The sequence below is a fragment of the Pseudomonas mandelii genome (assembly GCF_006438925.1).
Classification (GTDB): domain Bacteria; phylum Pseudomonadota; class Gammaproteobacteria; order Pseudomonadales; family Pseudomonadaceae; genus Aquipseudomonas; species Aquipseudomonas mandelii_C.
This window is the reverse complement of sequence record NZ_RCZA01000026.1, coordinates 21,733-35,862: the sequence shown is the minus strand read 5'-3', so window position 1 is coordinate 35,862 and position 14,130 is coordinate 21,733. Positions and strand designations below refer to the sequence as shown.

10 protein-coding genes and 1 pseudogene are annotated in these 14,130 nt (G+C 61.1%); 6 read left to right on the top strand and 5 right to left on the bottom strand.

Annotated elements, in window-relative coordinates:
- Together EAH74_RS34035 and EAH74_RS32105 are read left to right on the top strand one after the other, a co-directional pair.
- A pseudogene (locus EAH74_RS34035) lies at positions 1-1,027 on the top strand (Ig-like domain-containing protein); the annotation flags it as partial.
- 17 nt (positions 1,028-1,044) lie between these two features.
- Positions 1,045-3,654, top strand: coding sequence for a beta strand repeat-containing protein (locus EAH74_RS32105; RefSeq protein ID WP_430539820.1), 2,610 nt, complete (start codon positions 1,045-1,047; stop codon positions 3,652-3,654).
- Between the two features lie 176 nt (positions 3,655-3,830).
- Here EAH74_RS32105 and lapD read toward each other — a convergent pair whose 3' ends face one another.
- The 4 genes from lapD to EAH74_RS32085 form a co-directional block, all read right to left on the bottom strand.
- Positions 3,831-5,771: a cyclic di-GMP receptor LapD gene (gene lapD / locus EAH74_RS32100; protein ID WP_140684336.1), complete on the bottom strand. Its 1,941-nt coding sequence runs from the start codon at positions 5,769-5,771 to the stop codon at positions 3,831-3,833.
- Positions 5,772-5,793: 22 nt separating this feature from the next.
- On the bottom strand, positions 5,794-6,501 hold the full coding sequence (gene lapG, locus EAH74_RS32095; protein WP_140684334.1) for a cysteine protease LapG: 708 nt from the start codon (positions 6,499-6,501) through the stop codon (positions 5,794-5,796).
- Positions 6,502-6,733: 232 nt separating this feature from the next.
- Positions 6,734-7,129 (bottom strand): YbaN family protein, encoded by a 396-nt coding sequence (locus tag EAH74_RS32090; protein WP_140684332.1) that lies wholly within the window; start codon positions 7,127-7,129, stop codon positions 6,734-6,736.
- Positions 7,130-7,139: 10 nt separating this feature from the next.
- Complete coding sequence (locus EAH74_RS32085) at positions 7,140-7,727, bottom strand: YecA family protein (protein WP_008156162.1); 588 nt, start codon at positions 7,725-7,727, stop codon at positions 7,140-7,142.
- Positions 7,728-8,140: 413 nt separating this feature from the next.
- On the opposite strand from EAH74_RS32085, the gene recQ reads away from it, so the two are divergent.
- The 4 genes from recQ (at position 8,141) to EAH74_RS32060 (ending at position 13,048) form a co-directional block, all read left to right on the top strand.
- On the top strand, positions 8,141-10,267 hold the full coding sequence (recQ, locus tag EAH74_RS32075; RefSeq protein ID WP_140684330.1) for a DNA helicase RecQ: 2,127 nt from the start codon (positions 8,141-8,143) through the stop codon (positions 10,265-10,267).
- 119 nt (positions 10,268-10,386) lie between these two features.
- Positions 10,387-10,821: a MarR family transcriptional regulator gene (locus EAH74_RS32070; protein ID WP_140684328.1), complete on the top strand. Its 435-nt coding sequence runs from the start codon at positions 10,387-10,389 to the stop codon at positions 10,819-10,821.
- A gap of 128 nt (positions 10,822-10,949) precedes the next feature.
- Positions 10,950-12,728 (top strand): FimV/HubP family polar landmark protein, encoded by a 1,779-nt coding sequence (locus tag EAH74_RS32065; protein WP_140684326.1) that lies wholly within the window; start codon positions 10,950-10,952, stop codon positions 12,726-12,728.
- Positions 12,729-12,760: 32 nt separating this feature from the next.
- Complete coding sequence (locus EAH74_RS32060; protein WP_033055915.1) at positions 12,761-13,048, top strand: SelT/SelW/SelH family protein; 288 nt, start codon at positions 12,761-12,763, stop codon at positions 13,046-13,048.
- Here EAH74_RS32060 and EAH74_RS32055 read toward each other — a convergent pair.
- Positions 13,042-13,935, bottom strand: a complete 894-nt coding sequence (locus EAH74_RS32055) for a DMT family transporter (RefSeq protein ID WP_123364496.1) — start codon at positions 13,933-13,935, stop codon at positions 13,042-13,044. The genes EAH74_RS32060 and EAH74_RS32055 overlap by 7 nt on opposite strands.
- Positions 13,936-14,130 lie beyond the last annotated feature (195 nt).

Here is a 14,130-nt window from a genome sequence, read left to right as displayed (position 1 = left end):
CAACGTCGTCGATGACGTGCCGACTGCTCATGCCGACGAGACTTCGGTCGCCGAAGGCGGCACCGTCAACGGCAACGTGCTGTGGAACGACGTCGGCGGCGCCGATGGCCTCGCCGCAGGGGCGGTGCTCGGCGTACGTGCCGGTTCAGACACCTCGACCTCGGCCGTTGGCGGCCTCAACACTCAGATCAATGGCACCTACGGTTACCTGACGCTGGATGCCAACGGCAACGCCGTCTACCACAGCAACCCGAACGCCGTGAGCGGCCCCGGGGCGACCGACACGTTCACCTACACCGTGCGCGATGCCGACGGTGACCAAAGCACCACCACCATCACCATCGACGTGAACAACAGCAGCATTCTGGCGGTCAGCGACAGCGACGTGACCGTGTATGAAAAAGCCCTCGACCTGAACCAGGACGGCCAGGATCTGGCGCCCGGCACCGTCACCGGGAGCCTGCCGGGCAACACCGGCGAAACCGCCAGTGGCACCTTGGTCGGCTCGGTCAGCGGTGCGGTCGGCGCAATCACCTACACCCTGGTCGGCAGCGCCACCGGCACCTACGGGCAAATCCTGCTCAATCCTGATGGCTCCTACACCTACACGCTGACGTCGGCGCCCAGCACCACGCCGCATGCGAACGACGGTGCCAACACTTTGAGCGAAAGTTTCACTTACCAAGCCACCGACGCCCTGGGCAACAGCACCACCAGCACCATCGTGATCAACGTCGTCGATGACGTGCCGACTGCTCATGCCGACGAGACTTCGGTCGCCGAAGGCGGCACCGTCAACGGCAACGTGCTGTGGAACGACGTCGGCGGCGCCGATGGCCTCGCCGCAGGGGCGGTGCTCGGCGTACGTGCCGGTTCAGACACCTCGACCTCGGCCGTTGGCGGCCTCAACACTCAGATCAATGGCACCTACGGTTACCTGACGCTGGATGCCAACGGCAACGCCGTCTACCACAGCAACCCGAACGCCGTGAGCGGCCCCGGGGCGACCGACACGTTCACCTACACCNCAACGTCGTCGATGACGTGCCGACTGCTCATGCCGACGAGACTTCGGTCGCCGAAGGCGGCACCGTCAACGGCAACGTGCTGTGGAACGACGTCGGCGGCGCCGATGGCCTCGCCGCAGGGGCGGTGCTCGGCGTACGTGCCGGTTCAGACACCTCGACCTCGGCCGTTGGCGGCCTCAACACTCAGATCAATGGCACCTACGGTTACCTGACGCTGGATGCCAACGGCAACGCCGTCTACCACAGCAACCCGAACGCCGTGAGCGGCCCCGGGGCGACCGACACGTTCACCTACACCCTGCGCGATGCCGACGGTGACCAAAGCACCACCACCATCACCATCGACGTGCACAACAGCAGCATTCTGGCGGTCAGCGACAGCGACGTGACCGTGTACGAAAAAGCCCTCGACCTGAACCAGGACGGCCAGGATCTGGCGCCCGGCACCGTCACCGGCAGTCAGCCGGGCCTCACGGCTGAAACCGCCAGTGGCACCCTGGTAGGCTCTGTCACGGGTGCCACCGGCGCGATCACCTACACGCTGGTCGGCAGCGCCACTGGCACCTACGGCCAAATCCTGCTCAACCTCGACGGCTCCTACACCTACACGCTGACGTCGGCGCCAAGCACCACGCCGCACGCCGACGATGGCGAGAACACCCTCAGCGAAAGTTTCACTTACAAAGCCACTGACGCCCTGGGCCATTCCACCACCAGCACCATCGTGGTCAACATCGTCGATGACCTGCCGACCGCCAACCCCGACGTGGTCTCGGTAGTGGAGGGCAGCATCGTCAGCGGCAACGTGCTGGCGAACGACTTCGGCGATGCCGATGGGGGTGGGGTGGTCGGCGTGCGTGCCGGTTCAGACACCTCGACCTCGGCCATCGGCGGTCTGAACAGCCAGATCAATGGCACCTACGGTTACCTGACGCTGGATGCAGCGGGCAACGCGGTCTACCACAGCAACCCGGACGCCGTGAACGGTCCCGGTGCGATCGACGTGTTCACCTACACCTTGCGCGATGGCGATGGCGACGAGAGGACCACCACCATCACCATCGACGTGAACAATAGCTGCATCAGCGGCAACGACGGCGACCTGGCCGGTTCGACGTTGCCGGACCCAGTCATTGCGAACGCGCCACCGGTGGCGGTCGATGACCACGTCATCACCAACGTGCTGTCGGGCAACATCGTGGTACCGGGCGAGTTGTTGCTGGCCAACGACACCGACCCCAATGGCGACCCGCTGACCGCTTCGCCGACCACCGTCAGCACCGGTTGGATTGCCAAAGGCGCGGACTTCACCGGCACCCATCAAAACTTCAGCTTCACCGGCGGTAACGAGCAGGCGGTGACCCTCGCCCGCAGTGCATTCGTCGCCAACACGACAGCCATGACGGCGGTGTTGGTAGTCAGCGGGGCGCTGGGAGCGGTCAACAACACCCACGATGAGGACCGCATCACCATCGACCTCAAACAGGGTGAAACCCTTAACCTGGATCACAATCTGCCGGCCGATCATGTCGCTATGGAGTACTCAATCAACGGCGGCGCATGGATCGCCCTCGCGGACGGGCAAACCCTCACCGCAACGTCGGACAGCACCTACCAGATCCACATCACCAACATCGACAACCCTGGCCCGGGCAACAGCGGGAATGGGGCGGAAAACTACCAGTTGACCATGACCGTCAACTACGCCGGTGCCCACGACATCGCACCAGATGTCCACGGCACCTACACCGCCAGCGACAGCCATGGCGGCAGCGACAACGGTGCCGTGACCATCACCTATCAGGATGGCCACACCCTCACCGGCACGGCGGGCGACGATGTACTGGTGGCGGGCGCCGGAAATAACGTGATCAATGCCGGCGACGGCAACGACGTACTCACCGCCGGTTCCGGCAACAACGAAATGCACGGCGGCGCCGGCAATGACTTGCTGTACAGCGGCGCGGGCAACGACCTGCTCGACGGCGGCACCGGCGTCGACACCGCGAGCTATGCCCACGCCACCGCCGGGGTTACGGTCAATCTGGGCGTGCTCGGTGCGCAGAACACCGGGGGCGCCGGGACCGACACCCTGACGGCGATCGAGAACCTGACCGGCTCAAACTTCAACGACAGCCTCACGGGCGACAACCACAGCAACATCATCAACGGCGGCCTGGGTAACGACATGCTCAACGGTGGAGGCGGCGACGACTTCCTCATTGGCGGCCTGGGCAACAACACCCTCACCGGCGGCAGTGGTACCGACACCTTCCAGTGGCTCAAAGGCAACAGCGGCCACGACGTGGTCACTGACTTCACGCCGGGCATCGACAAACTCGACCTGTCGCAACTGCTGCAAGGGGAAAACAGCACCGCGGCGTCGCTGGATGACTACCTGCACTTCAAAGTCACCGGCAGCGGCGAATCACTGGTCACCAGCATCGACGTCAGCGCCATGGCTGGCGCCGCGCCGAACCAGACCATCGACCTGGCGGGTGTGAACCTGGCCAGCCATTACGGCGTAACGCCGGGGGCGGGTGGGGTGATTGCGGGGGGGCATGATACGGCGACGATTATCAACGGGATGCTCAATGACCATTCGTTGAAGGTGGATACGGTGTGATTTGAAGCTGAAACGACAAAACCCGCGATCCCCGTAGAAAGGGATGGCGGGTTTTTTGTTGTTTGGGGGCGTCGTTTGATCGTTCCCACGCTCCACGCAGAGCGTGGGAACGATCATTAAGTAACGTGGGGTGGCCCTTAAACATGGGCTGCCGATAACACAGCCCGACTGATGGCTCACATCGGCTCCGGCGGCCCAATCAACCGTCCCATCACCCCAAACAATCCCAACTCCCTGATCACCTCCAGCTCTTCTTTGGTCTCGACCATCTCCGCAATCAACGGCAAATCAATGCTGTTGGTCGCCCGAAAAATCGCCTCGATGAACAACCTTTTATCACTCTGCTCATCAATGTGACGGATGTAGGCACCGTCGATTTTCAAGTAAGCCAGCCCCAGTTGAGTCAGGTTGCCGATCTGGCCGAAGCTGCCGCCAAAATGCTGCAGACCGATGCGGTAACCGGTGTTGAGCAGGCTGTGGCTCAGGCGTTGCAGTTCTTCCTGAGGTGGCAGTTGGCGTTCGTCGATTTCCAGAATCAGCAACGTTGCGAGTTCGGGCAGCGATTCGAGCATGTCGAGGATGTGTTGCAGCTGCGCGGGATCGCGCAGGGTGCTGCCGGACAGGCTTAACGCCAGGGGCCAACGATTGACAATGAGGTAGTCGAGGGTGGCTTCGAGCATGGCCAGGTCGAAGCGCGCCGACCAGCCGAGTCGCTCGATCCACGGCAGGAAGTGCCCGGCAGCAATGGCCTCGCCCTGCGGGTCGAGCAGGCGTGCGAGGACTTTGTGATGCAGCACCTGGCTGGTGTCAGCGCATTGCACGACGGGTTGGAAATACAGTTGCATCTTGCCTTGGTTCAGGGCGTCGTCGATCCAGGTTTGCCAGTCGTTTTGGGACGGGTTCGGCGCGGTGATGGAATCGGCCAAGTGGACCCACGGGCGCTCGGGATGTTGCCGGGCTTCGGTCAACGCCTGATCCAGTCGCGTCAGCACGTCACTGGCTGGCTCACCGGGGTGGTAAGGGGCGATCCCCAAATGCGCCACCGGCATGGAGTCGCTGGCGCCGGTCAGGCGCAGGTTTTCCAGGGTGGCGCTGATTTCGCAGGCCAAGCGTGCGGCGTCGGTGCTGTCCAGCCCTGGCGTCAGCAGGCTAAATTCACCGCCACGATTACGCGCGGCTAGCCAGGTGCGACGTTCCGGTGGCTGGGTAAGGCGCTTGAGCAATTCACCGACGGCGCTGATCAGCGCATCGGTGCGCTGGCCACCCAAGCGTTGGTTGAGACCGACCAGATCGTTGATTCGCAGCATCAGCAAATGGCCGTCGCTGCTCTGCTCGGAGACCAGCAACTCGTCGGCCAATTCTTCATCCAGCAAGCGTCGATTGGCCAGGCCTGTGAGGCTGTCCTGATAGGACTCGACCCGCAGTTTTTCACTGCGTGCGACCTCTTCGGCGAACAGCGCCTTGAGCTTCTCGACCATCTGGTTCATGGCCAGTACCACGCGTTTCAACTCCGGTGTGCGCGGCAGTTTCGGCAGGCTGAGGAACTCGCGTTTGCTGATGGCTTCGGCCTGTTTGACCATGGTGTCAAGTGGACGAAATTGCCGGCGCAGCAACCAGCCACCAAACACGGCACTGAGCAGGCCGCACACCAGTAACCAGATCAGGCTGCCGAGGGTGCTGTCCCAGAGTTTGGCCAGGGCGAACTGTGGATTGCTCAACACTTCGACCCGTGCCGCCTGCACCCAGCCGCGCATGATCAGCGCTTCGCCACCGGGTGGGTGCAGGTTGACCAGGTTCACAAACCAGGCGGGAACGCCCTCGATTTGCCCCGGCGCACTGCGCTCGACCAGCACCTGCGCATCCGCAATGTTGATGATTCGAATGCTGCTGAAATAACCGCTGTCGAAAATCGAGCTGACCATTAATTCGATCATGGCCGGGTCATCAATTTGCGCCGTCAACGACAAACCCAACGCGGTGGCGGCGTCCTGGGCGTGGGAGCGCAACTGGCCGAGCATCTGGTCGCGAGAGCTTTCCAGGCTGACAAAAAAGCTGCCGCTGAACGCCACCAGCAAGAACAGGCAGATGGCGAGAAACAACTGTTTACGCAGTGACATAAATCGCTCCTTGCTCAGGTGGCTAGCCGTCGCCCACGGCGAACCCTTCGACCTGCATCTTTTTTAGTACGTCCTGCCAGCGCGACAGTTTTTTCGAGTCGCTGCTGCGTTTGCCGCCATTGGCTCCCGGCAAGTACAGGCCTTCTGCGTTGAAGGCGTACACCGGCAGCAGGTCTTTGCGTTGGGAGGCGGGGCGGACCTCGCCGATCAAGTTGTCCAGCACCAGAGGATCGGCCGTGGGGCTGTTGTAGAAAGTCAGCACCATGTGCGCCTGGTTCTGGGTCAGGGCTTTCACGTAGGTGATGCGTAGTTTTTCGCTGGGAATTCCCAGGTAGCGCAGGCTGAAATATTTCGCCAGTGCGTAGTCCTCGCAATCAGCGGCACCCTTGATCAGGGATTCGACGGGCGTGGCCCAGTAATCGGTCTGATGCCAGATGCGGGTGTCGTCCAGAAAGCTCAGTTGCTGATTGAAGAAGCGATTGACCGCGTTCAGTTGCTCGCGCTCGGGCGCGTTGACTTCGCTACTGAGCATTTGACTCCAGGCCTCGATCCTTCCCCGTCCCGGGCCGAGGGGGCCGTAGCGATTTTCGGCGGTTTGCAGAATTTGCGTAAAACTCCAGTTGGCCCCGACACTGCCCAGCCCGGCTAACAGAAAAGTGATCAGCAACAGCCATCCGCCGAGCCGAAGTCGGAGCGTTGACCATCCTGGACTACGCGGACTGCGGGACATGTCTGGCCGCTCCGGTACAGATGTCTGAAGTCTAGGCGGTGTTTTCAGCTAGGCAGGACAGATCGTCGGGTTGGTACGCGGACTTGTAGCAGCTGGCGAAGCCTGCGTTCGGCGGCGGAGCGGTCGTAAACCCTGCACACGTGGTTTGCCTGATAGACCGCAGCGGATGGCCTGGCGACGGCTTCGCCGCCGAACGCAGCCTTCGGCAGCTGCTACAGGGATTGTGGCGTTTTCAGGATTTATGCAGGGTTTTCTGTTTGAGGATGTAGAGGGTCACCAGCACGGCGCTGGTCAGCATGAACCCCCGCGCCCACGGCAGGGGCACCAGATAGCAGGAGAGCAGGATGCTCGCCCACATCAGGCCGATGGCGTAGACCTTGCCTTTGAGCGGGATACCGTTGCCGCTCAAGTAATCGCGAATCCACGGCCCAAGCCGCGGATGTTCAACCAGCCAATGATAAAAGCGCGGCGAACTGCGGGCGAAGCAGGCGGCCGCCAGCAGCAGGAAGGGCGTGGTGGGCAACACCGGCAGGAAAATCCCGATCACTCCCAGCGCTACGCTCAGCCAGCCGATGGCCAGCAGCACGTAACGCAACATCAGGGAGCGGTTGCCTATGGGGTTGTCCATAGGCAAAACCTTAGTGGTGACGAGGCTTGAGGATCGCCGGTTTTTCGTCTGGCGCCTGGCACAGCAGGTACAGCGCGGTCAGGGCTTCCGGGATCTGCACGATCATGTCGTCCATCAGGTTGGCGTCTTTGGCGATGTCTTCGAACTCAGGCTGTTCGTCGAACAGACCCGAACCGACCATGATCGGCAGCAGCATTTCGCTGACTTCGTCTTCGGCGGTTTCGAACCAGGCCGCTTCGCGCAGGAACACGCCTTCCATGAAGCCGATGCACCAGCCGCGCAGGTCGGAGTCATCCGGCTCTTCGCCCAGGTCCAGGTCGCAGGGCAGCTCGAACTCTTCATCGGACGCCAATTGGCGTGCGATGTGAGCCTTGAGGGCCAACAGAGTGGATTCAATCGCTTCACGCTCGGTGTCGTCGGCGTAATGCGGCTCTTCGGCGAAGAGGGCGTCGATCCATTCACGGTCGGGAACGGTTTCGGAACAGATCGACAGCGCAGTGAGGTAGCCGTGGGCGGCCACATAGTCCAGCGCCTCGTCATGCAGTTCGTCGGCGTCGAGGAAGACTTGCAGGCGGGTTAGTTGCTCAGCGAAGGACATTAAAGGGCTACCTTGGGAATTAAACAGATGCGGGAATTCTAGGCCTTCTTGAGCGCTTGGGCCAGCCGCGCGGGATATTTGCCCCATCGCGGCCCCGCGAAACACCGCAATCCCTGTGGGAGCGGGCTTGCTCGCGAAAGCGGTGTTTCAGTCAACGCAAATGTTGAACGTCAAGCCGCCTTCGCGAGCAAGCCCGCTCCCACAGTTTCTGCGCCAGATTGACTTTCGTATGTCGTCTCAGCGGCACCCTTTGCCGGACAGGGGTCGGGTATACTCCCGCGTTTTGTGATGCCCTGCCGGCGTCGCGGCTGAAATGTGAAGCGTCATGCAATGCGCACTTACGATTTGTCGGTGCAGCCTTCGTGGTTCTGAACCAGCCTTGCAGGGATGTTTTTGTGATTTTTGGAGTTTCTATGCTCGAACAGGCTCAACGCGTCCTCAAGGACATCTTCGGTTACGACAGTTTCCGTGGCCGTCAGGGTGCAATCATTGAGCGCGTGGCCAGTGGCGGCGACGCCCTGGTGCTGATGCCTACCGGTGGCGGCAAGTCCTTGTGCTTCCAGGTGCCGGCCCTGTTGCGCGAAGGCCTGGCGGTGGTGGTGTCGCCGCTGATCGCCCTGATGGACGACCAGGTCGCCACCCTCGAAGAGCTGGGTGTCGCTGCGGCGGCATTGAACTCCACGCTCAGCGCCGAGCAGCAGCGCGATCTGGCGGCACGGATCAAGCGCGGCGAAGTGAAAATGCTTTATCTCGCGCCCGAGCGTCTGGTTCAGCCACGAATGCTGGCCTTTCTGCAAAGTCTTGAGATTTCCCTGTTCGCCATCGACGAAGCCCACTGCGTGTCCCAATGGGGCCACGACTTCCGCCGCGAATACCTGCAATTGGGCCAGTTGGCGGAATTGTTCCCCAACGTCCCGCGTATCGCCCTGACCGCGACCGCCGACAAGCGTACCCGGGAAGAAATCGTCGACCGCCTTCATCTTCAGGATGCCGAGCGCTTCCTGTCGAGTTTCGATCGCCCCAACATCTTCTATCGCATCGTGCCCAAAGAGCAGCCGCGCAAGCAGTTGCTGGCGTTCCTCGCCGAACGGCGCAGCGATGCCGGCATCGTCTATTGCCTGTCGCGCAAGAAAGTCGACGAAGTGGCGGTGTTTCTCAGCGAACAAGGCTTCCCGGCGCTGCCGTACCACGCCGGTTTGCCCAACGATACCCGGGCTCACCACCAGAAGCGCTTCCTCAACGAGGAAGGCCTGATCATGGTCGCCACCGTGGCGTTCGGCATGGGCATCGACAAGCCCAACGTGCGCTTTGTCGCTCACCTCGACTTGCCAAAATCCCTTGAGGCCTATTACCAGGAAACCGGTCGCGGCGGCCGAGACGGTCTGCCGGCAGACGCCTGGATGGCCTACGGCCTGCAAGACGTGGTGATGCTCAAGCAGATGTTGCAGAACTCCGAGGGCGACGAGCGCCACAAGCGTCTGGAGCAGCACAAGCTCGACGCCATGCTCTCGCTCTGCGAAGAAACCCGCTGCCGTCGCCAGACGCTGTTGGCTTATTTCGACGAAGACATGCCCGAACCGTGCGGCCATTGCGACAACTGCGTCGATGGCGTGCAGACCTGGGATGCCACTGAGCCGGCCCGTCAGGCACTTTCGGCGATCTACCGCACCGGCCAGCGTTACGGCGTCGGGCACCTGGTGGACGTATTGCTGGGCAAGGACAACGAAAAGGTCCGCAGCTTCGGCCATCAACATCTGTCGGTATACGGTGTAGGCAAGGCGATGGGAGAGAGCGAATGGCGCTCCCTGTTCCGACAACTGGTTGCCCGCGGTCTGGCGGACATCGACCTCGAAGGCTACGGCGGTCTGCGCCTGAGTGACACTTGTCGACCGCTGCTCAAGGGCGAAGTGACCCTCGAATTGCGCCGCGACCTCAAGCCGCAAACCACGGCCAAAAGCAGCAAGAGCCAAGCGAGCCAACTGGTTCGCGGCGAAGAACGCGAACAGTGGGAAGCCTTGCGCGCCCTGCGTCGAAAACTCGCCGAAGAGCATGGCGTACCGCCGTACGTCATCTTTCCCGACTCGACATTGCTGGAAATGCTCCGCAGCCAACCGACCTCGCTGTCGGAAATGGCCACGGTCAGCGGCGTTGGCGCGCGCAAGCTGGAGCGTTACGGCGAGGCCTTCCTCGAAGTCCTCGGCGGGCAGGTCGAGGCGCCAAAAGTGGTGGCTGACCTGCGCCACGAACTGATCACCCTGGCCCGAGCCGGCATGACACCGTTGCAGATCGCCGGTCAGCTGCAATGCTCGGAAAAGAACGTCTACACACTGCTCGCCGAAGCGATTGGCAAGCAGCAGTTGTCGCTGGAGCAAGCGCTGGATCTGCCCGAAGAGTTGATGGGTGAAATCCAGGATGCGTTCCTCGACGGCGAGGGCGAATTGCCACCCGTGTCAGAGATTGCCGCCCTGTTTGCCGGGAGAGTGCCGGAAGGCGTTTTGTACTGTGTTCGGGCGGCGCTGCAATCCGAATTCGAGATTTAGGTGATCTGCCACATAGATGTAACGATTCAGTACGGAGCAAGCCTTGCCTCTGGCCAAGGGTCATGCTTAGCTGACTAATAATTAGTTTTTCTCTATTTCAGTCTAATCATGAGTGTTTTATGCCGTTAACCGACCAACACCGCTTTGGCATGCAACTGGCCCAGATGTCGCGCGGCTGGCGTGCCGAACTGGACCGCCGTCTGGCTGGCCTGGGTCTGTCCCAGGCGCGCTGGCTGGTGCTGCTGCACCTGGCGCGTTTTGATGATGCCCCGACCCAACGTGAACTGGCGCAGAGCGTTGGGGTTGAAGGGCCGACCCTGGCTCGTCTGCTCGACAGTCTCGAAAGCCAGGGGCTGGTGCAACGTCAATCGGTACTGGAAGACCGCCGGGCGAAGAAAATCGTCCTCTGTGCCCCGGCCCTTCCCTTGATCGAACAAATTGAAACCATTGCCACCCAACTGCGCCACGAATTGTTCGACGGCGTCGATGAGGCGGACTTGAAGGTCTGCATGCGTGTCCACGGGAACATTCTGGCCAACCTGGAAAAATCTTGAGGCAGAAACGCACCCAGGACTTTTGAGATACTCCGTTGGGCAGACTATAAAGAACTACTTGGCAATATCGTGTTCGTACCGGATGTGCGAACGCGTACAAGATGTTTCTGGTTATCTAAGGGATGCTCATGCTCGAGAGTTGGCACATGGCTTTACGGTGTTGCGCCAGGCTGCTTCTGGTCGGTGGTGCTGTCACTTACTCGGCATTGGCGCCCGCGTTAGGCTTGGGCGATATCACCCTGCATTCGGCGCTGAACCAGCCGTTGCGTGCCGACATAGCACTGGAAGATGCCGTAGGTCTGGAGGAGGGTGAACTCTCGGTCAGCCTGGCGACAGCGGACGAGTTCAGCCGCGCCGGCATCGATCGGGTGTTCTTTCTCAATAATCTGAAATTCACGCCAATCCTGCGCGGCAACCGCAGCCTGATCCGGGTGAGCTCCAGCAAACCTGTCAACGAACCTTTCCTGAATTTCCTGGTGCAGCTCAATCAGCCCAACGGGCGCGTGCTGCGCGAGTACACGGTCCTGATCGATCCGCCGGGTTCACCGGGGATTGTTCCCGTCACTGACGAACCGTCTACCGACGTTCAGTCCTCTGGATTCCCGACGGTTGAGCCGGCCGTTGCGCAGCCACCTGCAGCGAAAAGCAAAAAGTCGCCACTCCCTCCTGCCGCAGCGCCTGTGAGTGATCCCGTTGCCGAACAACTGGCCGCCAGCGTGCTGCGAAACCAGCAGCTGCAAGCAACCATCGATGAATTGACTGCGAAGCTTCAGGCCCAGGAGGAGCAGGTCGCCGGTCAGAAAAAGCAGGTGACTGAACTGCAAACCCAATTGGCGGAAATCAAGACCGCCGCGGTGGAGCCGGTTGCACCCGCCGTTGTGGCTCCCGTGCCGGCCATTGTTGAAGAGCCTGAGGCTACTAACTGGGGGCTGATTTTCGGGTTGTTGGCGGTGGTGGTTCTGGTGTTGCTGGGGTTGTTCGTTCGGCGTCAACGACAACAGGTTCAGGCATTGCCCGACGCTTTACCTGTTTTGCCGTCACGGCATGAACCGGCGCTCAATCGCACTGCAGAACCGGTTGGCCAATCGTCAGAGTCGCAACCGGCAACTCAATCGGGTGAAGAGTCGCCCGCAGGCGATGTGCTTGAAGGGGTTGATATCTATCTGGCCTATGGTCGTTTTTCCGAAGCGGCCGGTTTGTTGCGAGAGGCGCTGATCAAGGAGCCGCAACGCACGGATCTAGCCGTTCAGCTGTTGGACGTTTTGGGTAAACAGGGTGATGTACCTGCCTATGAAGCACAGGAAAACAACCTGCGTGACGCCGGATACGACCTGCAAGAACTTCAGAATATTCGCGCCCGACACCCGAAATTGAGCAGTGCGGCACCGCTGGCCGTTGCAACGTCAATTACTTCCCCCAAGGCTGCGATACCCGAAGCAGCGCCCAATGATGAGTTTCAGTTGAACCTGGATGACCTGTCGATGGATTCGAGTTGGGACCTGATCAGCCCTTTTGAACACTCGCCGTCCGCCGCGAAGCCATCGAGCGAATCCGCGCCGGTCGAGCCGCCGTTTATCTCGAACCTGCACGTCTTGCCCGAGGTGTTTGAAATGCCCGACGAGTCGACGCTGGACGAGCCCGAACTTGAATGGGTCGCCGAGCCTGACTCGCAGTCTCTGGATGACACCTTTCTCAACGAGTTCAGCGATCCCGGCCAGTCGCTGGAGCTGGAACCGCTGAACCTGGAACCGGCCGAGCCGAGCAGCGCCGACAAACTCGAACAAGCCCAGACCTGCATTGATGATGGCGATGTGGACAGCGCCATCGAACTGCTCAACGAGTTGCTCAAGGAAGGTAACGAGCCGCTGAAGCAGACCGCCCGGAACCTGCTCGCCGGGCTATCATAGCGGCGCCCTCTGGCTCAGGAGTTTCGCCAATCATGACTGCACGCAAACCGGAAATCATCATCACGTATTGCACGCAATGCCAGTGGCTGTTGCGTGCTGCCTGGCTGGCCCAGGAGCTGCTCAGCACGTTTGGCGACGACCTTGGCAAAGTGTCGCTGGTGCCCGGCACCGGTGGGGTGTTTCACATTTTCTGTGACGATGTGCAGATTTGGGAGCGCAAGGCTGATGGCGGTTTCCCGGAGGCCAAAGTGCTGAAGCAGCGGGTCCGCGATCAAATTGATCCGGACCGCGACCTGGGGCACAACGACCGCACTCAGTGAGAGGCGGCTTCTGCCGCAACGGTCTTCTTGCTTGAACCACCCGAGAGTCGGCTGGAGACCACGATCGCCACGATGATCAACGCGCCACCGATCAGCATGCGCAGCGTCGGATTTTCATCAAACAGCAGCCAGGCCATGGTGATGCCGTAAACCGGCTCAAGGGCGAACACCACTGCCGCCGTCCGCGCCTTGATCACTGCGAGGCTGGCAACAAACAGACTGTGAGCGACGCCGGTGCAGAACACCCCGAGCAGACCGATCCACAGCCAGTCGATGGCGCGCACTTCGCTCAACTGCGGTGCCGCCACCGGCAGCAGGCACAACGCGACCACCACGTTCTGACACAACGCCGCCTGCACCGCCGGGATTCGCCCGGAGCTGGCGCGGTTGGTCAGCGATAGCAGAGAGAACAGCAAACCTGAACCCACCGCCCACAGCAGACCCATTGTGGCGCCGCTGGCCAGATCGAAATCAGGGGTGACCAGTACCAGCCCGACACTGACCAGCACCACCAGCAGGATTTCGTTGGCGCGAATTCGCTCGCGGAAGATCAACCCTTCAAGGATCACGGTAAACGCCGGGAAGCTGGCGAAACCCAGGGTCGCGATTGCCACGCCTGCGACTTTCACTGCAATGAAAAAACTCACCCAGTGTCCGGCCAGCAGCAAACCGCTGAGCAACAGTCGGCGCCAGTCCACAGCCTCGAGTTTCTGCCAGCGAGTAGTGCTGGCGAACCGCGCAAAAACGGCCAACGCCAGCACAGCGAACGCGGCACGCCCGAAGACAATGACGGCAGGAGAGGCGGCAGCCAGTTTGCCGAACACGCCGGTCAAGCCGAACATCAGTGCGCCAATATGCAAAGCGCCAAGGGCGGTACGGGGAGTCATTGCAATCCTTGAAAAACGTATAAAACCAGACCGGAGACAACGCCGTCCCCTGTAGCAGCTGGCGAAGCCTGCGTCCGGCTGCGAAGCAGTCGTAATATCAGGCACCGCGGTCTTTCAGATGTACCGTGCATGCAGTTTTACGGCTGCTTCGCAGCCGGACGCAGGCTTCGCCAGCTGCTACATTTAATCGCGCAA